At 69.3% G+C, this 22,829-nt stretch carries 19 protein-coding genes, 1 tRNA gene and 1 pseudogene; 11 read left to right on the top strand and 10 right to left on the bottom strand.

All coding sequences use genetic code 11. The features are described 5' to 3' along the window. Nucleotides 1–237 precede the first annotated feature (237 nt). A complete protein-coding gene (locus AOM45_RS36345; protein ID WP_030469567.1) occupies nt 238–1,263 on the top strand; it encodes an ATP-binding protein in 1,026 nt (341 codons plus the stop codon). Between the two features lie 350 nt (nt 1,264–1,613). On the opposite strand, the gene AOM45_RS36340 is transcribed toward AOM45_RS36345, so the two are convergent. Next, nucleotides 1,614–1,687 (bottom strand) — tRNA-Leu (locus tag AOM45_RS36340). A gap of 120 nt (nt 1,688–1,807) precedes the next feature. On the opposite strand from AOM45_RS36340, the gene AOM45_RS36335 reads away from it, so the two are divergent. Continuing rightward, a complete protein-coding gene (locus AOM45_RS36335) occupies nt 1,808–2,029 on the top strand; it encodes a DUF3618 domain-containing protein (protein ID WP_030469566.1) in 222 nt (73 codons plus the stop codon). Nucleotides 2,030–2,149: 120 nt separating this feature from the next. On the opposite strand, the gene AOM45_RS36330 is transcribed toward AOM45_RS36335, so the two are convergent. Further along, entirely contained in the window at nt 2,150–2,764 is a 615-nt protein-coding gene (locus AOM45_RS36330) for a TetR/AcrR family transcriptional regulator (protein WP_236703953.1), read from the bottom strand. A gap of 239 nt (nt 2,765–3,003) precedes the next feature. Between AOM45_RS36330 and AOM45_RS36325 the strand changes: the two genes are divergently transcribed. From AOM45_RS36325 to AOM45_RS36315, 3 genes are all read left to right on the top strand, one after another. After that, a complete protein-coding gene (locus AOM45_RS36325) occupies nt 3,004–5,274 on the top strand; it encodes a glycosyl hydrolase family 95 catalytic domain-containing protein (RefSeq protein WP_081902335.1) in 2,271 nt (756 codons plus the stop codon). Nucleotides 5,275–5,294: 20 nt separating this feature from the next. Next, on the top strand, nt 5,295–6,935 hold the full coding sequence (locus tag AOM45_RS36320) for an NPCBM/NEW2 domain-containing protein (RefSeq protein WP_030469563.1): 1,641 nt from the start codon (nt 5,295–5,297) through the stop codon (nt 6,933–6,935). 68 nt (nt 6,936–7,003) lie between these two features. After that, the gene (locus AOM45_RS36315; RefSeq protein ID WP_035911444.1) at nt 7,004–7,660 is read left to right on the top strand and encodes a hypothetical protein; all 657 of its coding nucleotides are present in this window, start codon (nt 7,004–7,006) and stop codon (nt 7,658–7,660) included. Here AOM45_RS36315 and AOM45_RS36310 read toward each other — a convergent pair. Together AOM45_RS36310 and AOM45_RS36305 are read right to left on the bottom strand one after the other, a co-directional pair. Next, on the bottom strand, nt 7,632–8,393 hold the full coding sequence (locus tag AOM45_RS36310) for a class I SAM-dependent methyltransferase (RefSeq protein ID WP_030469561.1): 762 nt from the start codon (nt 8,391–8,393) through the stop codon (nt 7,632–7,634). The two genes, AOM45_RS36315 and AOM45_RS36310, sit on opposite strands and share 29 nt — an antisense overlap. Continuing rightward, on the bottom strand, nt 8,390–9,517 hold the full coding sequence (locus AOM45_RS36305; RefSeq protein WP_201780137.1) for a carboxylesterase family protein: 1,128 nt from the start codon (nt 9,515–9,517) through the stop codon (nt 8,390–8,392). Before AOM45_RS36305 ends, AOM45_RS36310 begins: the two co-directional genes overlap by 4 nt. A 108-nt stretch (nt 9,518–9,625) precedes the next feature. On the opposite strand from AOM45_RS36305, the gene AOM45_RS36300 reads away from it, so the two are divergent. Further along, on the top strand, nt 9,626–10,660 hold the full coding sequence (locus AOM45_RS36300) for a zinc-dependent alcohol dehydrogenase family protein (RefSeq protein WP_030469559.1): 1,035 nt from the start codon (nt 9,626–9,628) through the stop codon (nt 10,658–10,660). A gap of 1 nt (nt 10,661) precedes the next feature. Here AOM45_RS36300 and AOM45_RS36295 read toward each other — a convergent pair whose 3' ends face one another. Further along, nucleotides 10,662–12,128 carry a flavin-containing monooxygenase gene (locus AOM45_RS36295; RefSeq protein ID WP_030469558.1) on the bottom strand — a complete coding sequence of 489 codons (1,467 nt, stop codon included), beginning with the start codon at nt 12,126–12,128 and terminating at the stop codon, nt 10,662–10,664. A 251-nt stretch (nt 12,129–12,379) separates the two neighbouring features. Here AOM45_RS36295 and AOM45_RS36290 point away from each other — a divergent pair, with 251 nt between their 5' ends. Then, a complete protein-coding gene (locus AOM45_RS36290) occupies nt 12,380–12,982 on the top strand; it encodes a TetR/AcrR family transcriptional regulator (RefSeq protein WP_030469557.1) in 603 nt (200 codons plus the stop codon). Here AOM45_RS36290 and AOM45_RS36285 read toward each other — a convergent pair. From AOM45_RS36285 to AOM45_RS36265, 5 genes are all read right to left on the bottom strand, one after another. Further along, on the bottom strand, nt 12,948–13,655 hold the full coding sequence (locus AOM45_RS36285; RefSeq protein ID WP_030469556.1) for a type 1 glutamine amidotransferase: 708 nt from the start codon (nt 13,653–13,655) through the stop codon (nt 12,948–12,950). The two genes, AOM45_RS36290 and AOM45_RS36285, sit on opposite strands and share 35 nt — an antisense overlap. Beyond that, entirely contained in the window at nt 13,648–14,895 is a 1,248-nt protein-coding gene (locus AOM45_RS36280; RefSeq protein WP_030469555.1) for a MurT ligase domain-containing protein, read from the bottom strand. Before AOM45_RS36280 ends, AOM45_RS36285 begins: the two co-directional genes overlap by 8 nt. Nucleotides 14,896–15,085: 190 nt before the next feature. Further along, complete coding sequence (gene serS / locus AOM45_RS36275) at nt 15,086–16,375, bottom strand: serine--tRNA ligase (RefSeq protein WP_051784016.1); 1,290 nt, start codon at nt 16,373–16,375, stop codon at nt 15,086–15,088. A gap of 103 nt (nt 16,376–16,478) precedes the next feature. Beyond that, a complete protein-coding gene (locus AOM45_RS36270) occupies nt 16,479–16,964 on the bottom strand; it encodes a helix-turn-helix domain-containing protein (protein ID WP_236703952.1) in 486 nt (161 codons plus the stop codon). Nucleotides 16,965–17,078: 114 nt separating this feature from the next. Next, nucleotides 17,079–18,503 carry an LCP family protein gene (locus AOM45_RS36265; RefSeq protein ID WP_156094028.1) on the bottom strand — a complete coding sequence of 475 codons (1,425 nt, stop codon included), beginning with the start codon at nt 18,501–18,503 and terminating at the stop codon, nt 17,079–17,081. Here AOM45_RS36265 and AOM45_RS51305 point away from each other — a divergent pair. The 4 genes and pseudogenes from AOM45_RS51305 to AOM45_RS36250 all read left to right on the top strand — a co-directional run bounded on the left by AOM45_RS51305 (nt 18,502) and on the right by AOM45_RS36250 (nt 22,792). Beyond that, nucleotides 18,502–18,897 carry a hypothetical protein gene (locus AOM45_RS51305; protein ID WP_030469551.1) on the top strand — a complete coding sequence of 132 codons (396 nt, stop codon included), beginning with the start codon at nt 18,502–18,504 and terminating at the stop codon, nt 18,895–18,897. The genes AOM45_RS36265 and AOM45_RS51305 overlap by 2 nt on opposite strands. Nucleotides 18,898–19,129: 232 nt before the next feature. Next, nucleotides 19,130–22,060, top strand: coding sequence for a glycine--tRNA ligase (locus AOM45_RS36255; RefSeq protein WP_030469550.1), 2,931 nt, complete (start codon nt 19,130–19,132; stop codon nt 22,058–22,060). 246 nt (nt 22,061–22,306) lie between these two features. Beyond that, nucleotides 22,307–22,435, top strand: a pseudogene (locus AOM45_RS53890) (helix-turn-helix domain-containing protein); the annotation flags it as partial. A 33-nt stretch (nt 22,436–22,468) separates the two neighbouring features. Further along, a complete protein-coding gene (locus tag AOM45_RS36250) occupies nt 22,469–22,792 on the top strand; it encodes a helix-turn-helix domain-containing protein (protein WP_236703837.1) in 324 nt (107 codons plus the stop codon). Nucleotides 22,793–22,829 lie beyond the last annotated feature (37 nt).

Raw genomic sequence — 22,829 nt, 5'->3', positions numbered from 1 at the left:
GCCTTGGGTGTTGCGCTAGTTTCTTGTGCTGCTACAGGAATTGTGACGCCTGCCGTCAGTGCGATGGCGAGCAACCCGGCCGCGCGCCACCGCACGGTGGACAACCGCATGTCCAATCCTCCAAGACCTCGGTCGCGGCGGCGACACATCCGATGTATACGCGCTCAAGCGCCTTTGGTCCACAGGTGATCGGAAAGGGCTTTCTACAGGTGTAATCGTTTGACTACGATCCGTGCGATGGCCGACCAGGTGGGGACGTGTGCGACCTGCGGCGTCGCGACCTCCAGACGCAGACACGTGCGGTACTGCTCGAACGCCTGCCGTCAGCGCGCTTACCGGCAACGCGCGAGTGAACCCGTTACGGCACTGGACAGTTTCATCGGCCGTGACGACGACTTGGAACGTCTCGGCAATCTCCGCGACGCCCGCGTGCTCACCCTCGTCGGGCCCGCCGGCGTGGGGAAGAGCAGGCTGGCCAAGGAGTTCGCGACGGGGGCGGTGTGGGTCGAGCTCTCGCCGGAATCGGATGTCGTTCAGGCGTGCGCGACGGCGCTCGGCGTGATCCCCGCGTTGAGCGCCCTGGTGCGCGCGCTGACGGGCCGGACGGCGGTGCTGGTGCTGGACAACTGCGAGCACGTCGCCGCGGACTGTGCGGCGCTGCTGGAGCCGTTGCTGCTCGGCTGCCCCGGCGTGCGGGTGATAGCGACGAGCCGGGAGCCGCTGCGGGTGCCGGGCGAGGTGCTGTTCACGGTCCAGCCGTTGCCTTTGAAACACGCCGTGAACCTGTTCGCCGACCGCGCCCGCGCCAACCAGCTCGGCCTGCGCCTGGACGAGGAGGACACGTTGGCCGCGCTGTGCCTGCGCCTGGACCGGCTGCCGCTGGCGATCGAGCTCGCCGCCAGACTCGTGACGGTGCTGCCGGTCGCGGAGCTGCTCGCCCGCCTGGACGACCGCCTGGAACTGCTCAACCGCGGCAACCGCACCGCCGCCGAACGCCACCGGAGCCTGCGCGCCGCCATCGGCTGGAGCTACGACCGCCTCAGCGCCGACGAGCAGCACGTCTTCCGGTGCCTCTCGGCGTTCCCGAGCTTCGGGCTCGACCTCGCGGTGGCGGCCTGCGACCTGCCGCCGGACCGGGTGCTGGCCGTGCTGTCGGCGCTGGTGACCAAGTCGCTGCTGACGACGTCCGGCGGGAGCTTCGAGCAGCTGGAGTCCGTGCGGCTCTACGGCCGCGAACGGCTCGCCGAACAGGGAAGCGGCTGAACGCGCGCCCCGGCTCCCGCCGCGGATCGCTGAACGCGTGGCCGGGTCATGGCGTGGATCGCTGAAGGCGCAGCCGGGTCACGCAGCGGACTGCTGAACGCGCGGCCGGGTCACGCTGCGGACTGCTGAACGCGCGGCCGGGTCACGCAGCGGACTGCTGAACGCGCGGCCCGGTCGTGGCGCGGACTGCTGAACGTGCGTCCGATCCCGAGGCGGACCGCTGAACGCACACCCGGCGCGGGGGTCCGGGGGCACCGCCCGCCGGGTGGGGTGTGGGGGCTTCGCCCCCACAAAACACCACGAGATGGCCAGGTGAGCGCCCTCCGCGAGCAGAGCTCACCGCCACCGAGTGAGGTCGGGGGGACTCGAACCCCCACTGGCTGGGACCTAAACCCAGTGCCTCTGCCAATTGGGCTACGACCCCTCGCGTGGAAGCCTATCGGCCCCTCATGTACTCGCTCTCTCGGGGCGCACGTGGGTCGCTCAAAGCCGAACACCGGGCCGTCCACTACGGTTGCGGGCAGAACCGCTGCTAGGAGGACATGTGGCTCGCGATCCCGACACCATCCAGCGCGAGATCGAACAGGCTCGCACCGCGCTGGCCGCCACCCTGGACGAGCTCAGCGAGCGCGCGAACCCGCAGAAGCTCGTCGAGCAGGGCAAGTCGTCCGTGCTCGACGTGCTGAGCCAGCCCAAGGTGAAGTACACGCTGATCGCGGTCGGCGCTGTGGTCGGCTTCGCGCTGGTCCGCAAGTTGTTCCGCTAGGACAGCAACCGGCATCGTGGTGCCGGCCCCAGGTTCTCGCCCTGGTGGGCGTGGGGCCGGTGCCGCGAGACGCCTTGCCTTGCGCCGGAAGACGCGGCGAAGGCTGTTGGCCAGGTACAGCTAGGACACCTGCACCAACGGCAACAGGACCTGCTCGACGACCTTCTCCACGAACGGCTCGTCGAGCGGGTCGCCGGTGAGCATCAGGCGGTAGATCAGCGCCGCGCCCGCGATCTCGACGGCCATGCCGCGCGGGGCGTCGGCGCGCAGCTCGCCTCGTTCGGCGGCGCGGTCGAGGATGCCGCGCAGCACGTCGCGTTGCGAGATCAGGAACGTCTCGCGGAACGCCGCCGCCAGCTCCGGCTCGTGCGGCAGCTCGCCCACCAGTGCCTGAGCCGCCTTGCCGATCGGTCCCGAGAGGAACGCGGCGAACGACGAGAGGAACTCGCGGAGGTCGCCGGCGAGTGAGCCGGTGTCCGGTGCCGCGAGGTTCTGCGTGGCGAGCTGGGTGCACGTGTCGATCACCAGATCGAGCTTCGACTCCCAGCGCCGGTAGATCGTGGCTTTGCCCGCTCTCGCGCGGGCCGCCACGGCGTCCATGGTGAGGGCCCGGTACCCGACCTCGGCCATCACCTCGAGCGCTGCCTGACGTAATGCGTCGTCCCTGCTGGCGTCGCGAGGACGGCCCCGCTGGGGGACCCTGCCCTCGTTGAACGCCGTTGTCGACACGGCCATGCCACCTCCTCGTACAAGGGCACGGCTCGTGCGTCGTCTCCCCGCCCCTTTGGCGGGACATCCTAGGCGTCTTACCCACATCGCAGGGTGAGCAGCACCCGGTTGTTGCTTCGTGTTGCGGTTGGTTGGGTCTTGCGCGATGTGGTCCAGAACTCCTACCTTTCCCAGTTGTCTGGACCAAGCTGCACCGCCGCGCAGCAGGACGTCAGTTGTCGTCGTGCGCGGACGGGGAGCGAGAAATGGCCTTTGGCAGACGGGGTTTCATCGGCGGGACCACGGCGGCGGTGCTGCTCGCCCAGACGGGTGTGGCGACCGGGAAAGTGGCCGGGCCATCGGATGTCTTCGCGTGCGACGGCATGCAGGAAGACGAGTGGAAAGATTTCCTCGGGGCGCAGGATCTCGTTTGGCAGCGGCCTCCGACCCAGTACGGGCAGGCTCCGTTCCTCGGTGACGGACGGCTCGGCAGCGTCGTGTACGCCGAGGGCGGCACCGTCCGGTTCACCGTGCAGCACGCCGACGTCCAAGATCACCGCACGACCGGTGGCAGCCAGTACGGCGTGTGCAGACTTCCTGTCGGCAACCTCAAGCTGACCGCCGCCGGCACCGTCACGGCCCTCGACTGGCGGCTCGACCTGTGGAACGCGGAGCTGCGTGGAACCGTGACCACGACTCTGGGCGTCATCTCGTTCGCCGCCTACGTCCACTCCACCCGCTCGGTGCTGTCGTTGCAGGTCACCGCGTCGGGTACGGAGAAGCCCGTGCTGGAGTTCGTGCCGTCCAAGGCGATCCCGCCGCGCGCGGACTTCAACCCGCTGCCGGACGGCTACGTGCTCAACCCGGATCCCGTGACGAAAGCCGACGGCCGGGAGACGCTGGTGACGCAGGCCCTGAACGCGGGCGGCCAGACGGCAACCGCTTTCCGGCTCACCGCGGCCGGTCGCACCCAGCGCCTGCTGCTCTCGGTCGCGCACACCTACCCCGAGGCCGCGGCGGACAAGATCGTCCTCAAAGCCGTGCGCGAGGCCGCGAGCGCGCAGCTGACCAGGTCGCACCGGAAGTGGTGGAACGACTTCTACCGGAAGAGCTTCCTGTCGTTCGGCGACCAGCGGCTCCAGTCGTTCTACTGGATCCAGCTCTACAAGGTCGCGTCCGGCTCCCGCGCCGGCAGGCCGGTCATGGCGACGACAGGCCCGTGGCTCGAGAAGACGCCGTGGGCCGCGGCCTGGTGGAACCTCAACGTGCAGCTGGAGTACTGGCTGATCCACGGCTCGAACCACCTGGAGCTCGACTCGATCACCAGCACGCTGAAGGACAACCAGGACCAGCTCGTCCGCAACGTCAAGGAGCAGTACCGCCACGACTCAGCGGGTGTCGGCCGCAGCACCGACCGCACCACGTCCAACATCGGCACGCTGTACGAGCCGGGCAGCGGCGGCACGGGCGTGAAGGAGCTCGGCAACCTCACGTGGGCCCTGCACAACGTCTGGCTGTCGTACCGGCACAGCATGGATCCCAAGATCCTGTCGGACGTCGTGTTCCCGCTGCTGCGCCGCTCGATCAACTACTACCTGCACTTCCTCAAGAAGGGCAACGACGGCAAGCTCCACCTCGACGTCACCACCTCGCCCGAGTACGGCGACGCCCCCGACTGCAACTACGACCTGCAGCTCATCCGGTGGGGCTGCCAGACGCTGGTCGACGCGGCGAAACTGCTCAAGATCGACGACCCGCTCGAACCGAAGTGGCGTGAGGTGCTCAGGGACCTCACCCCGTACCCGGTCGACGAGAACGGGTTCATGATCGGCGCCGGCGTGCCGTTCGTGAACTCGCACCGGCACTTCTCGCACCTGCTCGCGACGTTCCCGCTGATGACGGTGAACTGGGAGCAGGAGGAGAACCGCGCGTTGATCGAGAAGTCGTTGCACCACTGGATGTCGCTGGAGCCCGCGCACCGCGGCTACAGCTACTCGGGGTCCGGCTCGATCGCCGCGCGGATGTTCCGCGGCGACGAGGCCTACGGCTACTTCGTGAAGATGTTCGACACGACCAAGCGCTACCCGGTGCTGGAGAACACCATGTACACCGAGGCCGGACCGGTCGTGGAGACCCCGTTGTCCGGTGCGCAGACGATCCACGACTTCGTGTGCCAGAGCTGGGGCGGCGTCGTGCGCGTGTTCCCCGCCGTGCCCTCCGCGTGGCCCGACGTGATGATCGCCGACCACTCCTGTGAAGGCGGCTTCTCCGTCACGGCGAGGCGCACGAAGGGCAAGACCGAGTTCGTGCTCGTCCGCAGCCGCGCGGGGGAGCCGCTGGTGCTGCGGCACGGCATCACCGGTCCGGTGACCGTGGTGAGCCCGGTCCGGTACCACGACCGCGGCGACGGGACGCTGGAGATCCCGTTGCGCCGCGGGCAGGAAGTCCTGGTGCACCCCAGGGGCCGCCGCCCCGATCTGGCCGTCCGGCCGGTGACGATCACGACCCCGGGCAAGCCCTGGGGTCTTCCCGCGTGATGCTCGGAAAGGAAAGCCCCATGCGCACCCTCGCTCTGGCCGTGCTGTCCACAGTGGTCAGCGCTGTCCTGGTCGTGCCTGCCGCACAGGCGTTACCGGACGGTCTGGCGCTCACTCCACCGATGGGTTTCAACAACTGGAACACCACCGCTTGCCGTGCCGAGTTCAACGAGGCGATGGTCAAGGGCATCGCCGACATCTTCGTGAACCGCGGCCTCAAGGACGCGGGCTACGAGTACGTCAACATCGACGACTGCTGGGCGGAGAAGTCCCGTGACGCCAACGGCAAGCTCGTCCCGAACAAGACCAGATTCCCCAACGGCATCAAGGCCGTCGCGGACTACGTGCACTCCAAGGGCCTGAAGTTCGGCATCTACACCAGCGCCGGCACCAAGACCTGCAACAAGGACAACGGTTTTCCCGGCGGCCTGGACCACGAGGAGTCCGACGCCCAGCAGTTCGCGTCGTGGGGCGTCGACTACCTGAAGTACGACAACTGCAACAACCAGGGCGTCGACGCCAAGCAGCGCTACCGCAAGATGCGCGACGCGTTGAAGAAGACCGGCCGCCCGATCGTCTTCTCGTTGTGCGAGTGGGGTCAGAACAAGCCGTGGGAGTGGGCTTCCGACACCGGGCACCTCTGGCGCACCACGGGTGACATCAACGACACCTGGCCGCGCACGATGGACATCTACGAGAAGAACGTCGTGCTGGACGCCTATGCGGGCCCCGGTCACTGGAACGACCCCGACATGCTCGAGGTCGGCAACGGCAAGATGTCCGCGACGCAGTACCGCAGCCACTTCTCGCTGTGGGCGATCATGGCCGCGCCGCTGCTGATCGGCTCCGACCTGCGCAAGGTCAGCCAGGACACGTTCACGATCCTGGAGAACAAAGACGTCATCGCGATCGACCAGGACAAGCTCGGCAAGCAGGGCAAACGCATCAGGACCACCGGCAAGACCGGCGTCGACGTGATCGTGAAGCCGCTGGCGAACGGTGACAAGGCCGTCGCGCTGTTCAACAAGTCCGGTTCTACGCAGACGATCTCGACGACGCTGTCCGAGATCGGCATGTCCGGACCGGCCACGCTGAAGGACCTGTGGACCAAGTCCACGCGCACCACGACCGGCACGATCTCGGCGTCCGTCCCGTCGCTCGCGACCGTGATCTACCGCGTGTCCAAGGGAGACGGTGGCCCGCGGCCGACCCCGCCCGCCGGCACGACCGACCTGTCCGCGTTCGAGGCAACGTCGTCCACGAACGGCTGGGGACCCGTCGAGATCGACAGGTCCGTCGGCAGCCAGACGGCCGGTGACGGCAAGACTCTGACGATCAACGGCACCACGCACCAGAAAGGCTTCGGCGCGCATGCGGCCTCGACCATCGAGTTCTACCTCGGCAGGAAGTGCACGGCGTTCACTGTGGACGTCGGTGTCGACGACGAAGTAGCCGCGGGCAAGGGATCGGTGGTTTTCCAGGTGTTCGCGGACGCGACGTTGGCCGCGGATTCCGGACGGCTGACCGGAACCGATGCCGCGAAGAAGCTCACCGCGTCACTGAACGGAGCCGAGAACTTGCGGTTGGTCATCACGGACGCCGGTGACGGCATCAATTCCGACCATGGTGACTGGGCGTCGCCGCGGATCACCTGTTCGTAGCGTGTTTCCCGGGACGGCCTGCGGGTGAGCGGTGTAACGCAGCTCACAGGCCGTCCTATATTCAAACTATGAAAGCAACCCGGCTTCTCCCTGCCCTCGCCGCAGCCGCCGCGTTGGTGCTGGCCCCCGGACTGGGGCTCGCCGATCCCGGCAACGGCAAGGGGAACGGGATGACGAACAACCCTCAGGTCCCACCGGCACAGTCCACTCAGGACACTTCGGTGCCGCAGCCACCGTCCAACGCGGACTTCAGTGGCAACGGGGCGAACGTCAGCGGCCCGTACGACTCGACGCGCGACGGTTCGCCGTCGCTGAACGGCAACGGCGGCGGTGAGGCAGTCGGCAAGCCGTGCGCGGGCTGCGTGGGCAAGGCGGACAACAAGAACCCGCAGGGCCAGATGCCGGGCGGCTCGGACGCGAACAAGGGCTACGAGTGCGATGCCAACCACGGCATCGGCCGCTCGAACCCGGCACACACCGGGTGCAAGCCCGGTGAGACGACGCCGCCGACCACGCCCAGCACCCCGCCGAAGAACCCTCCGTCGACGAAGACCGAGGCTCCACCGCCCCCCGGTGGCGGTGCGCCTCAGGTCGCGACCGCCGCTGAAGCCGACGAACTGGCGTTCACCGGCTTCGACGTGCTGCCGCTCGGCCTCGGCGGTCTCGCCCTGCTCGGTGCGGGCGGCGCGACCGTCCTCATGGCGCGGAGGACCCGGAAGTCCTGACGCGAGCCACGGCGAGCTGGGTCATGTACGCCTTGGTGACCCGGCCGCCGTACCGCGTGTCGACGAGCCGCCGGATGTCCGCGATCAGCTGGTCGCGGGCCGGCAGCGCGATGTGGTTCGAGTACGTGAGGAGCAGGTCCGCGTACGCCTCGGTGTCGTAGGTCTGCTCCCACACGTACCGGTGGAACTCCGGTTCGCCGAAGAGGTCGCTCTCGTCGAACTCGCGCGGGATCTCGTCGGCCCGCGACTGTCTGAGGTTCGGCGGAGTGGCCGGGTCCCAGCGCTCGTAGATCTCCTGAACGTCCACGAAGAACTGTTCGGTGCCGCCGGCGACGTGGTGGGTGGAGATCACGGCCAGCGCGCCACCGGGCCGCAGTGCCGCGGCGCACCGGGCCATCCGGGTCGCCGGGTCGAGCCAGTGGAACGCCGTCGCGGACACCACGAGGTCGAACGGTTCGGCGGGCAGTGGCCACTCGTCGAAGTCCGCGACGACCACGTGCGCCGCGGGTGCGTGCGAACGGGCGAGGGCGGCCAGTTCCGGGCTGAGCTCCACCGCCGTCACGTCGCCGAGCTGAGTCAGCGGCAGCGTGGCCTGGCCGGTGCCCGGGCCGATCTCCAGGATTCTCGGGCCGCTGAGCTGGGAGAACAGCTCGGCGGGATAGGTGGGACGGGCCCGGTGGTAGCGGGCCGCGTCCTCTCCGAACGTGGTGCGCAGACGCTCGCGGTCGGTCACTCGCCGAATTCAAGCGAGCGCGACGGCAGCGCGTCCATCCCGTTTCGCGCGAAGCCCGCCCACAGGTTCCGCATGGTCTTCGCGAGCGTCGGGTCCGGCTCCTGCCCGACCAGCATGCCCGCGCCCACCCACTCGCCGGGGTCGAAGAGGAACGGCAGCTCCATGCAGTGGCAGGCCCCCAGCGGCGCGCCGTCCGGCCGCCACCTGAAGTTGAACGTCGCCGCCTGGCCTCCCGCCGTCGTCCAGTCCGCGGCGAGCTGACGGGCCGGACCGGCGAACACGAGCTCGGTGACCACGTCCCAGAGTTCCGGCTGGCCGGCGACGTACGGGCTGCCGTCGTCCGCCGTGTGCCCGACGAGCAGCTCGACCCGGGAAGCCGCCGCGGTGAGGTCGACCTCGCCGAGGTCGGGGGCGAACGGCATGCCGCCGGACGGGCTGAAGCGCGCGGCGGCCATCGACAGCGCGTCCTTCTGCGCGGCCAGCACGTCGTCCACCGGAGTGGACTCGTCGACCGACACGAACTCGCGCAGGGCCGCCGTCATCTCCGGCCGCTCGGGGCTGCGGGCGCCCAGCGGCGGGCTCTGCATGATCGCGCGGTGGAAGAGGCCCTCGGTGTCGGCGAGCATCAGCGCGTACACGGAGTCCGCGCCCGCCGACTGCCCGAACGCGGTCACGTTCGCCGGGTCGCCACCGAACGCCTCGACGTTGTCGCGCACCCACCTCAGCGCCGTGAGCTGGTCGAGCAGGCCCAGGTTGCCCCGCAGGTAGCCGAAGACACCGAGGCGGTAGCTGACGCTGACCACGACCACGCCTTCGGAGGCCAGCAGCCCGGCGTCGTACTTCCTGGACTCGCCGCTGCCCGTCACGTAGGCGCCGCCGTGGAACCAGACCATGACCGGCAACCCGGAGGCGCCGGCGGGGGCCGTCACGGACAGCACCTGGCAGTTCTCGTCGAAGGACAGACCCGCGACCGAGTTGCCGACCACGTGCGCCAGCGAGGACGGCGGCTGCGGGCAGGCGGGACCGCGTTCGGTGGTGCCGACCACGCCGTCCCAGGCGCACGGCACGGGCTCGGTGAACCGGGACGCCTTCGCATAGCGGATACCGCGCGTGGTGATCAGCACGAGTGCGATCGTAGGCGCGTAACCAATTCCACATCGTCTCGATTCGGCGAGAACGCCCGCTCAGGAGCACCATGTAACGGTTGGGCAACGAGGCAGAGGAGGCGCCCGGTGCGGGCTACGACGATCTACGGCACCCGTGACATCCGCGTCGAGGAGGTGCCGGACGCCGCCCTGAAGGAGGCCTCCGACGTCGTCGTCCGGGTCGAGCTCGCGTGCATCTGCGGCAGCGACCTGTGGGCTTACCGCGGTGTCGCCAAGCGCGAGGGCGGGCAGCGGATCGGGCACGAGTTCCTCGGCGTCGTCGAGGAGGTCGGCGGGGACGTGAAGAGCGTCCAGGTCGGCGACCGGGTCATCGCGCCGTTCGTGTGGAGCGACGGCACCTGCGCGTACTGCACGGCCGGGCTGCAGACCTCGTGCCGCAGCGGTGGTTTCTGGGGCACCAAGGGCAGCGACGGTGGCCAGGGCGAGGCCGTCCGGGTGCCGCAGGCCGACGGCACGCTCGTCCGGGTGCCCGCGGACGCACCTGCCTCGCTGCTGCCCGCGTTCCTGAGCCTGTCCGACGTCATGGGCACCGGCCACCACGCGGCCCTGGGCGCGGGCGTCGGCCCCGGCAGCACGGTCGCGGTCGTCGGCGACGGCGCGGTCGGCCTGTGCGGCGTGCTCGCGGCCAAGCGGCTGGGTGCCGAGCGGATCATCGCGATGGGACGTCACGAGGACCGGGCCAAGATCGCGAAGCTCTTCGGCGCCACCGACCAGGTCGCCGAACGCGGTGAGGCCGCGGTCGAGCGCATCAAGGAGATGACCGGCGGCCTCGGCGCGTCCGCCGTGCTGGAGTGCGTCGGCACCGAGCAGTCGTGGGAGACCGCGATGGGCATCGTGCGCGACGGCGGCAGGATCGGCTACGTCGGCGTGCCGCACGAGATGCCGGGGCTGCCGCTGGGCAAGCTGTTCGGCCGCAACATCGCCATCGGCGGCGGCGTCGCGCCCGCGCGGGCGTACCTGCCCGAGCTGCTGGCCGACGTGCTCGCCGGGCGGATCGACCCCGGTCCCGTGTTCGACCGGACGGTCTCGCTCGACGACGTCGCGCTGGGCTACCAGGCGATGGACGAGCGGACCGCCCTGAAGGTCATCGTGCAGCCCTAGATCATTTGGCAGTGAGCACGTAGTCCTCGGCGCGCACGCGCTTGGTCCGCATCCAGTACCGCCAGGTGAAGCCCGGCCACACGGTGCGGTTCACGCCCTGCGCGTCGAGGTACCAGCTCTTGCAGCCGCCCTGGGTCCACACGCCCTTGGCGAGCTTCTGCTGGATCTCGACGTTGAACTCCTGCTGGGCCTCCAGCCGCACGTCCAGCTCCGCTGCGCGGTGTTTGTCGAGGAGCTGGAGGCACTGCGAGATGTACCGGATCTGCGACTCGATCATGAACACGACCGAGTTGTGCCCGAGTCCGGTGTTGGGGCCCAGCAGGAAGAACAGGTTGGGGAAGCCCGAGACCGTGATGCCGTAGTAGGTCTCGATCCCCTTCTCGCGCCACTGCTTCGCGAGGTCGGCACCGCCCTTGCCCTGGATGTCCAGGTAGTCGAACGAGTCGACGACGTGGAACCCGGTGCCGTAGATGATGACGTCGACCTCGTGCTCGACCCCGGCGGCGTCCACGACGGAGTTCTCGCGGACCTCGGAGATCTTGTCCGTCACCAGGTCGACGTTCGGGTGCCCGAGCGCGGGGTAGTAGTCGTTGGAGATCAGCACGCGCTTGCAGCCCATGGTGTAGTCAGGCTTGAGCTTGCGGCGCAGCTCGGGGTCCGGCACCTGCTTCTTCATGTGCTTCAAGGCGATGCCCTGCGCGAACCGCATGATCTTCGGGTTGATCGCGAACCCCAGCGCCGACGACTCGCGCACCCAGTAGACGAAGTCGCGGTAGAGCCGTTGCGTGAAGGGCAAGGCGCGGAACAGCTTCTGCTCCCGGTGGGTGATCTCCCTGTCCGCCTTGGGCATGATCCACGGCGGGGTGCGCTGGAAGATCTTCATGGAGCCGACCTTCCCCGCGATCTTCGGCACGAACTGGATCGCGGACGCGCCCGTGCCGACCACGGCGACGCGCTTGCCGGTCAGGTCGTAGTCGTGGTCCCACTGCGCGGAGTGGAACGACTTGCCGCTGAAGTTCTCGATGCCGGGCAGCTCCGGGACGTTCGGGATGTGCAGCGCGCCGACACCGGCGACGAGGGCCTGGGCGGTGTAGGTGTCGCCCTGCTCGGTCGTGACCTCCCACCGCTTGGTGTCGGAGTCCCACTGCGCGCCGGAGACCTTGGTGTTGAAGCGGATGTGCGGCCGCAGCCGGTACTTGTCGGCGACACCCTGCAGGTAGTCCCAGATCTCGCCCTGCTCGGCGAACATCCGCGACCACCTGGGGTTCAGCTCGAACGAGAACGAGTACATGTGCGACGGCACGTCACACGCGCAGCCGGGGTAGGAGTTGTCCCGCCAGGTGCCGCCGAGGTCGCTCGCCTTCTCCAGCACCACGAAGTCGTGCTCACCGCGCCGCTTGAGTTCGATGGCCATGCCCAGGCCGGAGAAGCCGGTGCCGATGACGAGCACTTTCGTCTCACGGTGCATGGGGACGTCCCTCCGCTCACGGTGGCTACTTCACAGTAGGTTACTCGAAGTAAGTTACGAGCGGTAGACTCCATTCGTGCCTCGGTGGGCCGAGCGGGTCTTGCCGGAAGGGTGCCGGTCGTCCAGAGTCCTGTTCCACACCAAACGAATGCGGGCCCGGCACGTGCGGGCCGTTCGCACGACAGTGAAATCACCAGGGAAGACATGACGACCATCGGCGGGAGGCGTTCGTGACTGCTCCGCGGCGCCGCATGCCCAAGGCCCAGCGCATGGCGCAGATGCTCACCGTCGCCGAGGAGATCTTCGCCGAACAGGGGTATCTGGCCACCTCGATGGACGAGATCGCCGAACGCGTCGGCGTCTCGAAGCCGATGCTCTACGAGTACTTCGGCTCGAAAGAAGGCCTGCTCATCGGCTGCATCCACCGGGCGCGCACCGAGCTGCGGGACAAGACCGCGGCGGCGATCGCGGGTGCGGGCAGCCCCGAGGAGTTCCTGCGGCTCGGGCTGCGGGCGTTCTTCGAGTTCATCGTCGACCACCAGAGGTCCTGGGCGCTGCTGCGGCAGGAGGCGGCGATCGCGGTGCCGTCGGCGCAGGAGGAGGTCGAGGGGATCAGGCAGCAGCAGACGGACATGATCGGGTCCGTGCTGGTGTCGTTCGCGCCCGCGATCGACCCGCTGGAGGCGGAGGCGTTCGCCGAGATCGTGGTCGGGGCGTGTGAACGACTCGCCGTGTGGTGCGAGCGCAGGCCCTCGGTGGGACCCGCGCTCGCGACCGACTACGTGATGGCCGTGATCTGGCCGGGTGTCGCCGAACGCCTTATGAAGCTGCCTTCACCCGCTCAGCTCGCATAGCGGTCACGGCGGGCAGGTCGAGCGGCGCGACCTTCGTGCCCGTCGCCCATTCGATCAGCATGTCCGCGAGCTGCGGGTTGCGCGGCAGCACCGGGCCGTGCAGGTACGTGCAGACGATCCGGCCCTGGACGGCGCCCTCGACGCTGCCGTCGTTGCCGGTGCCGACCTTGACGTGCGCGAGCGGCTGGGCGGACGGCCCGAGCACGGTGCGGCCCTGGTGGTTCTCGAACCCGGTCAGCACGCCTTCGAAAAGCCCGTTCGCGGGCTCCGCGAGCACCTCGCCGATCGCGCGGCTGCCGCCCGCGTGCGAGGTCGAGTCGATCAGGCCCATGCCGGGGTGGGTGATGTTGTCGGCACGGGTGAAGCTCTCGCCGAAGATCTGGATGCCGGCGCAGACGCCCAGCACCACGGCGTTCTTCGTGACGGCGCGCTGGAGACCGGGGTGCTCGCGCAGGTGCTTCACCGCCAGCGTCTGCGCGGTGTCCTCACCGCCGCCGACGACGTAGATGTCGCACGAGTCCGGCACCGGCTCGCCGTAGTTGATCGGCACGATCTCGGCCTTGATCCCGCGCCACGCCATGCGCTTCTCGAGCACCACGGCGTTGCCGAAGTCCCCATATGTGCCGAGGAGATCCGGCAGCACGAGCGCGATCTGGATTGTCGACTCACTCATCAGCGGCAGCCCTGGCATTCAAGTCGCGGAACGCGGTGTAGTTGGCGATGACCTCGACCGCCCCCGGCGGCATCTGGTCGATGGCCTTCAGCGGGTCGGGCACGATCGTGTGCTCGACTTCGGCGTAGGTCAGGCGGACCGCGAGGTCGGTCGCGCGCTCGCCGGACGCGATGACCGTGCGGCCCTGCAGTCGTTCGAACGGGACGTCCCACAGCCAGCTCAGGTCGCGGCCGTCGGCCTCCTGGGCGTTGATCACCAGGACGGCCGGGTGGTTGGCCTCCTTGACGACCGTGAGGGTCTCGCTCCAGCCCGCGGGGTTCTTCGAGAGCAACAGGCGCGCGCTGCGACCGTTGCGCTGGATCGTGCGGTAGCGGCCGCTCACGTTGGAGACGCCACGCAGCCGTGCGACCGCCTCCTCCGTGGGCACACCCATGGCGTGCGCGGCCGCGGACGCCATGACGGCGTTGGCCTGGTTGAACTTGCCCGGCAGCGTGAGGCGCAGCTCGAGCTTCTGGTGCTCCGGCGTGATCATCGCTTCGTCGGCGGTGATCCAGTTCGGGTGCGGGCGTGCGAGGTCGCAGCCAGTGCAGTGCCAGTGCTCGCCCTGCCAGCGGATCGGGTTGCCGCACCGGGGGCAGCTCGCGGAGTCGTGGTGCCAGCCGGTGCCGGTGGCGACCCAGATGACCTTGGAGGCGTTCCAAGCCGCGCTGGTGACCATCACGTCGTCGCAGTTGGCGACGATCGTGCAGTTCTGGAGCGCGGAGATGGCGTCCCGCAACGAACGTTCGATGGTGCGGACCTCACCGACGCGGTCGAGCTGGTCGCGGCTGAGGTTCAGGATCACCGCGACGGCCGGGTGGCTCGCGCCGGCGACGGCGGGGAAGTAGCCCTCGTCGCACTCCAGCACGGCGAACGGGGCGTCCGGCTGCTTCGACAGCGCCGTGACGTGGCCGTCGGGCATGTTCGCGCCGCTGTGGTTCGTGGCGACCTCACCCAGCGCGGCGACGGCCCTGGCCAGCATCATCGTGCTGGTGGTCTTGCCGTTGGTGCCTGTCACGACGGCGACCTTGCGGCCCTGCGTGAGACGGTTGAGCGCCTGCGGGTCGAGCTTCAGCGCCACCCGGCCACCGATCATGCCGCCGGCGCCGAGACCCATCTTCTGGGACAGCGTGGAGCTCAGGTTGCCCAGCTTCACGGCGGCTGCGGTGCGCAGAGGGAGGCGGGCGGGGGAATCGTTCACCCCGGCGATGCTACCGGCGTGACACCACCGCCCTTCCTGGTGGGCCACCACGCCCGTCGTCGTCGCGGCCGCGGAATCACTGTCCACATCGGACTTCCTGGTGTGCGCGGACGCGAGGAGCAGCCCGAACGACAGCTCGAACCGATGTGCGGGGCCGGTGCCCTGACGACCTGGGCCCCGCACACGAGTCTCAGACGGTCTTGCCGTCCGGCTGGATCCGCGAGAAGCCCAGGTACGGCACGAGCGCCTCGGGCATCACCACGGAGCCGTCCTCCTGCTGGCCCTGCTCCAGGATCGCCGCGACCGTGCGGCCGATCGGCAGGCCCGAGCCGTTCAGCGTGGCGACGAACTGGCGGTTGCCGTCCGCGTCGGTCGTGCGGATGTTCGCGCGCCTGGCCTGGAACGTGTTGCAGCTCGAGCAGGACGAGATCTCGCGGTAGCGGTCCTGGCTCGGCAGCCACACCTCGAGGTCGTAGGTGATCTCCGAGGAGAACCCGGTGTCACCGGCGGCGAGCACGACCACCCGGTAGGCGAGGCCGAGCTTCTGCAGGCACGCCTCGGCGTGGCCGACCATCTTCTCCAGCTCGGCCAGGGCCTGGCCGGCCTCGCACAGCCGGACCATCTCGACCTTGGCGAACTGGTGCAGTCGCAGGATGCCGCGGGTGTCGCGGCCGTACGAGCCCGCCTCCGACCGGTAGCACGGCGTGTGCGTGGTGAACGCGAGCGGCAGCTGCCGGCGGTCGAGGATCTCGTTCGCGTAGAAGTTCGTGAGCGGCACCTCGGCGGTCGGGATGAGGTAGAGCGCCCGGTCGCCGACGGAGGTCTTGAAGAGGTCCTCCTCGAACTTCGGCAGCTGGCCCGTGCCCGTCATCGTCGGGGCGTTGACCAGGTGCGGTACGGAGAACTCCTCGTACCCGTGCTGCTGGGTGTGCAGGTCGAGCAGGAAGTTCACCAGCCCGCGTTCCAAACGCGCACCCGCGCTGCGGCCCACGGCGAACCGCGGTCCGGCGAGCTTGGTGGCGCGGCCGAAGTCGAAGATCCCCATCGCCTCGGCGAGGTCGACGTGGTCCTTCGGTTCGAAGTCGAATTTCGGCACCTCGCCCCACGTGCGGAGTTCGCGCGCCTCTTCCTCGGAGAAACCGTCCGGAATTTCGTCGAGAGGAAAGTTGGGAATGCCGAGCAGAACTTCGCGCAGTTCCGCCTGCAGCTGCGCGACCTCGGTTTCCGATTCCTTGATCTTCTCTTTCAGGTCGCGCGCCAGGGCCTTGAGGCCCTCGATGTCACCACCGGCCTTGGCCTGGCGCTGCACCTCCGCCGCGACCTGCTTGGACTGTGCACGAAGGTCGTCCCCGGTCTTGATCGCCGCGACCCGCCGGGAGGACAGGTCCCTCAGCGGCTCCGGGTCGAACGCGAACCCGCGCCGGGCGAGGCGGCGCGTCGCGCTCTCGGCGTCGGCCAAGAGGACGTGGTGGTCGTGCACGGTCGGCTCCAATCCGGACAATGAGATAAACGCATTCCCAGTGCGGCGAGTGTATCGCGTGCGGGAAATGTATTTGTCCGGGGCCGTAAAAGGGCGGTGGGGGTCAGCGGGTCATGCCGCGCAGGATTCGGATCAGTTCGACGGTCGGCAGCTGGCACAGCTGTGCCATGTTCTCCAGGGCGGGCAGGTCGAGGTGCACCTCGGGCGAGGCGCCCGGCGGCAGCACGTGCAGGCGTCCCGCGGCCCACCGGCGCAGCGGCACCAGACGCGGGTTGTCGGTGGCGGCGACGGCGGCGAGGTTCAGCGTCAGGTGGCCGGCCGGGGTGTCGCCGAAGAAGCGTTCGTGGACGCGCGCGAGCACCTCGTGCGCCGGGACGTCGAGCGCGTGGCAGATCTCCACCAGGCGCACGACGGAGCACTGCCGGGTGCCTAGCTCGTAGGTCGCCAGCGTCTGCAGCGAGATCTCGGTCTGCAGGCGCTTGTTGAGCTCCTTGCGGGTCCAGCCGCGCTGCTTGCGAAGGCTGCGGATCTCATCACCGAGCACGCGCTGGTACGCCGCTGTGTCGATTTGGCCGTTCGCAGTGTGCACTGGTCCTCCACCCCGTGAGCGGGTCTCACGGTGATGGAAGGCGCCAGTGCTTCGGCGCTTACGCAACTTACTGGCAGAATCCCCCGAACGGGGTACATCGCTCTACTCTGGGTATCAGTTTACGCAGCGTACGCCGTCTGCGGTGATGGGCGTGGGGGCGTTCGGGTCGGGGGCGGGCTGCTGCCGCGCACCGTCCAAGTTGAGCGCTCCGGAGCTGGAGAAGCCCTGCGCGCCGGGACCGGAGTAGTCCGAGCCGAGGAAGACGCGGGCCGTGCCGGCCGGGATGTTCACGTCCTCCTCGATCTTCATGCCGCCGAGCGCGTTCTGGACCGCGTTCGCACCGGCCTCGCCGCCCTTGCCGTAGCGGACGACCGACTTCGTCATCGCCTCGGCGTTGCCGGTCTGGCCCGCCTTGAAGCCCTTCGCGACGAGCGACTGCTGCACCTGGGCCGCGAGGCCCGCCTGGCCGGAGGCGTTGCGGACGTCCACGGTCACCGAGGCGTTGTTGAACTTCGGGTCCACCGGCGTGGAGGTCGCCGGGGCCTTGCCGAGGTTCTTCACGAACGCGTGCACCTCGGACTCGTCGACCTCGACCGCGGAGCCGTCCTCGGGCGTCTGCAGGTCGGGGTTGCCGGTCGGGATCGTCTGGAACGTCATGTTGCCGCCCGTCATGTCCTTCATCTGCAGGGCGAACTTGGTGATGTCCCAGCCGTCGTCGAGCACGATCGCGCCGCTCACGGCCTTGATCATGTCGTTGCGCTTCTTGCTGTCGGTGAGCACGCCCGCCGACAGCATCTTCTTCGCGAGGCCCGCCATGAAGACCTGCTGGCGCACGACTCGGTCCAGGTCGCCCATGGGCAGGCCGTGGCGCTGCCGGACGAACGCCAGCGCGCTCTTGCCCTCGATGGTCTGCGGGCCCGCCTTGAAGTTCGCGCCCGAGAAGCTGTCGCGGACGTTCTTGTTGAGGCAGACGTCGATGCCGCCGATGGCCTTGGTGATCTCGTAGAAACCGACCAGGTTGACCTCGGCGTAGTGGTCGATCTTGACGCTGGTCAGGTTCTGGATGGTCTCGATGAGGTTGTTCGCGCCGGCCTTGCGCGACTCCATCTCGATGTCCGGGGCGCTCTTGCCGCTGCCCTGGAGCTTCTCGGCGGCTTGACCCTTGGCGTAACCGTAGGCAGAGTTGATCTTGTGCCGCCCGAACCCGCCCGCGATCTTCACGTAGGAGTCGCGGGGGAACGACACGGCGTAGGCCTTGCCGCTGTCGTTCGGGATGTGCAGCAGGATCAGCGTGTCGGTGTTGAAACCGCCGTCGTCGCTGCCGCCCGCCTGCAGCTCGTTGAGGATGTTCTGCGGCAGCGGGTTGCCCTTGGAGTCGGTGCGGCTGTCCATGCCGACCAGCAGGATGTCGATCGCGCCGTCGGCGGGCTTCTCCCCGGCGTCGGCGAGGTTCAGGTCCTGCTTGGTGAGGCCGTCGGTCAGCGACTTCAGGTTCTGCCACGCGATGCCGGTGACCAGCAGGATCACCGCGGACAACATGCTGACGAAGATCTTGGCGCCGGTGGACGCGCCGCGCTTGGCCGCGCTCGGCCGGCGGGCCGCCGCGGGCCTGGGACGTGGCCGGGCGGCCGGGGTCTGCTTCGCCTTGGCCGGTGTCGTGCGGACCGTCGGGCGGTCGGCCGCCGGACGGGGCCGCGGGCCGGACGACGTGGCGCGAGCGGGGCGCTGGGGCTCCCGGCGCGGGGACTCGCTCCTGCTCGCGGACTCGCTCCTGCTCGCGGACTCGCGCTTCGGCGGTTCGCGGCGCTGCGGCTCACGACGCGGCGGTTCGGAGCGCTCCCGCTTCGGCGGTTCCGCCCGGCCGGGCTGCTGCCGCGGCTCGCGGCGCGGCGGCTCCGACCCGCGTGGCGGGACCTGCGGACGTCGGGGCTGACCCGCCTGGGGACGCGGGGTGGCTGAGGGTCGCCTGGGAGAACCGTTCGGGTCTCCTGGCCGCGGCGGCCGGTTGTCCACACCCACTCCTCTCGGCACATTCGGGTACACCAAGTAGACGTGCGGAGACTCCACTCGGTTGTGCACAGGGTGGCACAGTGGCGCACACCACCTGATCAAGGCCCCTTGACCAGCGGTTTTGTCTGTTTCGTAGACTCGTCGCCGTGTTGACGATGCAGGACGCGCTGCTCGCGCTGACCAAGTACTGGACCGACAGGGGCTGCATCGTGGTGCAACCCTTCAACACCGAGGTCGGAGCGGGGACGCTGAACCCCGCCACCGTGCTGCGCGTGCTGGGTCCCGAGCCGTGGCGCGTCGCGTACGTGGAGCCCTCCGTGCGGCCCGACGACGCCCGTTACGGCGAGAACCCGAACCGCCTGCAGACGCACACCCAGTTCCAGGTGATCCTCAAGCCGGACCCGGGCGACCCCCAGGAGCTCTACCTCGGTTCGCTGGAGGCGCTGGGCATCGACGTCCGCGCGCACGACGTCCGGTTCGTCGAGGACAACTGGGCCTCGCCCGCGCTGGGCGCCTGGGGCCTCGGCTGGGAGGTCTGGCTGGACGGCCTGGAGATCACCCAGTTCACGTACTTCCAGCAGGCCGGCGGCATGACGCTCGACCCGGTGTCGGTGGAGATCACCTACGGCATCGAGCGGATCATGATGGCGCTGCAGGGCGTCGACCACTTCAAGAAGATCGCCTACGCGCCCGGCATCTCCTACGGCGAGGCGTTCGGCCAGGCCGAGTACGAGATGTCGCGGTACTACCTCGACGACGCGGACGTGGAGGCGAACAAGCGCCTCTTCGAGGAGTTCGCGGCCGAGGCGCGCCGCATGCTCGACGCCCGTCTGCCAGTGCCCGCGCACAGCTTCGTGCTGAAGTGCTCGCACATCTTCAACGTGCTGGACGCGCGCGGGTCGATCTCCACGACCGAGCGCGCGCGTGCGTTCGGCCGGATGCGCGGCCTGGCGCGTGAGGTCGCCGCGTTGTGGGCCGAGCGCCGTTCGGAGCTCGGGCACCCGCTCGGCGTCGCGGAGGTTCCGGCCGCCGCCGAGAAGCCTTCGTCGTTCGAGGACGTGGCGGCTCCCGCGACGCTGCTGTTCGAGATCGGCACCGAGGAACTGCCTCCCGCCGAGGTGCTCAGGACCGTCGAGGCGGTGCGTCTCGCGGTCACGTCGAAGCTGGACGCGACCCGGCTGACGCACGGCGAGGTGACCGTGCACGGCACGCCGCGCCGGATCGTCGTGCAGGTGCCCGCGGTGGCGCCGCGCGAGCCGGACGCCGAGCGCACGGTGCGGGGCCCGCGCGTGTCGGCCGCGTTCGACGGTGACGGGAACCCGACCAAGGCCGTGCAGGGCTTCGCACGCGGCCAAGGGGTGGACGTTTCCGCTCTGGGGCGCGTGGTCGAGAACGACGTCGAGTTCGTCGCGCTGACGAAGACCGACGCCGGCCGCGGCGCCGTCGAGGTGCTGAGCGGGCTGCTGGCCGAGGTCGTCTCCGACCTGCGGGCCGAGAAGAACATGAAGTGGAACGACCCGAAGCTGTCGTTCACCCGGCCGATCCGCTGGCTGCTCGCGCTGCTCGGCTCGACGCCGGTGCCGGTCTCGGTGTCGTCGCTGGCTTCCGGGACCGTCACCCGCGTGCACCGGACGGCCGCCGAGCCGGTGGTCGAAGTGTCCACTGCGGACGGTTACCTGGAGTTCCTGGCGGGACACGGGATCCAGGTCGACGCCTCGGTGCGTGCCGCCGCGATCGTGGAGGCGGCGCAGTCGCTGGCGGCGTCGGTCGGCGGTGTCGTCGAGGTCGACGGCCTGCTGGACGAGGTCACGAACCTGGTCGAGTGGCCGACGCCGATCCTCGGCTCGTTCGAGGAGCGGTACCTGGAGCTGCCGGCCCAGATCCTCACCACGGTGATGCGCAAGCACCAGCGGTACCTGCCGGTCCGTGCGGCCGACGGGTCCCTGCTCCCGCACTTCGTGGCCGTGGCGAACGGTTCCGTGGACGCCGACCTGGTCCGCGCGGGCAACGAGGCCGTGCTGCGCGCACGGTACGAGGACGCGGCGTTCTTCTGGCGCGCCGACCTCAAGACGCCGCTGGACGAGATGAAGGCGGGTCTCGCGAAGCTGACGTTCGCGGACAAGCTGGGCTCGATGGCGGACCGCGCGGGTCGAATCGCCGCTCTGGCCGGGCGTTTCGCGGGCGTGGTGGACGTCGACCGCGAGACGCTGGACCGCGCGGGCGCGCTGGCCAAGTTCGACCTCGGCTCGCAGATGGTGATCGAGCTGTCGTCGCTGGCCGGCGTGATGGCCCGCGAGTACGCGGCGCGGGCGGGGGAGACCCCGGAGGTCGCCCTGGCGTTGTGGGAGATGGAACTCCCGCGCTCGGCCGGTGACGCGCTGCCGTCGTCCGTGCCGGGTGCGCTGCTGTCGCTGGCCGACCGCTTCGACCTGCTGGCGGGCCTGTTCGGCATCGGCGCGCAGCCGACCGGTTCCTCGGACCCGTTCGGCCTGCGCCGCGCGGCCCTGGGCGCGGTGACGGTGCTGCGGGCGTTCCCGGACCTGCGGGCGATCACCCTGCCCGTGGCGCTTTCCCTTGCCGCGGAAAGCCTGGACGTGTCCGCCGAGGCACTGGAGACCGCGCGCGAGTTCGCCGTGCGCCGCTACGAGCAGGCGTTGCTCGACGCGGGCCACGAGCACCGCTTCGTCCAGGCGGTGCTGCCGCTGGCCGACTCGCCGGTGCTGGCCGACGAGACGCTGGCGCAGCTGGAGTCGTTGGCGGGCAAGGAGTCCTTCGACGCGCTGGCGGCCGCCCTGCAACGGGTGCGGCGCATCGTCCCGGCCTCCGTCGAGGGTTCCTACGACGCCTCGGTGCTGTCGGAGCCGGCGGAAGTGGCGCTGCACAAGGCGTTCGACGGTGTCCCGCGCGACGTGACCGGGCTGGCGGCATTCGTCGCGGCGGCCGAGGGGCTGACCGGGCCGATCAACACGTTCTTCGACGAGGTGCTCGTGATGGCCGAGGACGAGAAGGTGAAGGCGGCGCGGCTCGGGCTGCTGGCATCGATCCGCGACTTCGCGGCGCCGGTGCTGGACTGGACCCAGCTGTAGGGCTCAGAGGAGGTGGTTCGGCGGGTCCGGTTCGTACGGGAACGGGCCCGCCGTGCTCTCCGTGATCGGGACGGGACTGGGCTCGCGCAGGTCGTAGCCCATACCCGCCAGCCTCGTCCTGGCAGCGGCGACCGTGGTGTGCCCTCCGGCCGACCCCTGGATGTGCGAAAAGGGGCGCCCCGATCGTGAACCGCTCCCCGGAAGTTGGACTGGGAATCCAGTTCCGGCTCTCCGGGGAGTGGTGGGGTGCATCCAGGTAGTTCGTTGTCTGAGCGGGAGCGGGCATCCGCTGTCGTGTTGTTCGAGAACGGGTATGGCGCGAAGGCTGTGGCGACCCGGTTGGGTGTGTCGCCGACGGCGGTGCGACGCTTGCGTGATCGTTGGATGCTGCGGAGCGCGGGAGCGCTGATGAGGAAGCCGGGCAAGCCGTCGTTCACGTTCGAGTTCAAGCTCGAGGTCGTGCGCCGGTATGTCAGTGGTGAGGCGACGGCGCTCGAGCTGGCGCGCGAGCACGGTCTGTCCTCGCCCAAGCTGGTCGATACCTGGGTTCGGGCGTATCGCAGTGAGGGCGAGGAAGCGTTGCGGCCCAAGCGGAAGGGCCGTCCTGCCGGTGGTGCGTCCGCGCCTGCCGACAGTGAGCTGGAACGGTTGCGGGCGGAGAACCTGCTGCTGTCCGCGGAAGTCGCCTACCTGAAAAAATTGCGGGCCTTGAGGGAGCAGGGGCGAGGGTGAAAACCCAGATCATCGCCGCCCTCAAGGCTGAGTTTCC

Origin of the sequence: Lentzea aerocolonigenes (assembly GCF_000974445.1) — a bacterium.
Taxonomy (GTDB): Bacteria; Actinomycetota; Actinomycetes; order Mycobacteriales; family Pseudonocardiaceae; genus Lentzea; species Lentzea aerocolonigenes.
The sequence above is the reverse complement of the archived record's forward strand: the minus strand, read 5'-3'. Positions and strand labels throughout refer to the sequence as shown.

Bases quoted from the DNA above. Each gene is read 5' to 3' on its own strand.
- AOM45_RS36345 (WP_030469567.1), top strand. From the start codon at position 238: ATGGCCGACCAGGTGGGGACGTGTGCGACCTGCGGCGTCGCGACCTCC.
- AOM45_RS36330 (WP_236703953.1), bottom strand. From the start codon at position 2,764: ATGGCCGTGTCGACAACGGCGTTCAACGAGGGCAGGGTCCCCCAGCGG.
- AOM45_RS36325 (WP_081902335.1), top strand. From the start codon at position 3,004: ATGGCCTTTGGCAGACGGGGTTTCATCGGCGGGACCACGGCGGCGGTG.
- AOM45_RS36320 (WP_030469563.1), top strand. From the start codon at position 5,295: ATGCGCACCCTCGCTCTGGCCGTGCTGTCCACAGTGGTCAGCGCTGTC.
- AOM45_RS36315 (WP_035911444.1), top strand. From the start codon at position 7,004: ATGAAAGCAACCCGGCTTCTCCCTGCCCTCGCCGCAGCCGCCGCGTTG.
- AOM45_RS36295 (WP_030469558.1), bottom strand. From the start codon at position 12,128: ATGCACCGTGAGACGAAAGTGCTCGTCATCGGCACCGGCTTCTCCGGC.
- AOM45_RS36290 (WP_030469557.1), top strand. From the start codon at position 12,380: ATGCCCAAGGCCCAGCGCATGGCGCAGATGCTCACCGTCGCCGAGGAG.
- AOM45_RS36285 (WP_030469556.1), bottom strand. From the start codon at position 13,655: ATGAGTGAGTCGACAATCCAGATCGCGCTCGTGCTGCCGGATCTCCTC.
- AOM45_RS51305 (WP_030469551.1), top strand. From the start codon at position 18,502: ATGCTGACGAAGATCTTGGCGCCGGTGGACGCGCCGCGCTTGGCCGCG.
- AOM45_RS36265 (WP_156094028.1), bottom strand. From the start codon at position 18,503: ATGTTGTCCGCGGTGATCCTGCTGGTCACCGGCATCGCGTGGCAGAAC.
- AOM45_RS36255 (WP_030469550.1), top strand. From the start codon at position 19,130: ATGCAGGACGCGCTGCTCGCGCTGACCAAGTACTGGACCGACAGGGGC.
- AOM45_RS36250 (WP_236703837.1), top strand. From the start codon at position 22,469: ATGAGGAAGCCGGGCAAGCCGTCGTTCACGTTCGAGTTCAAGCTCGAG.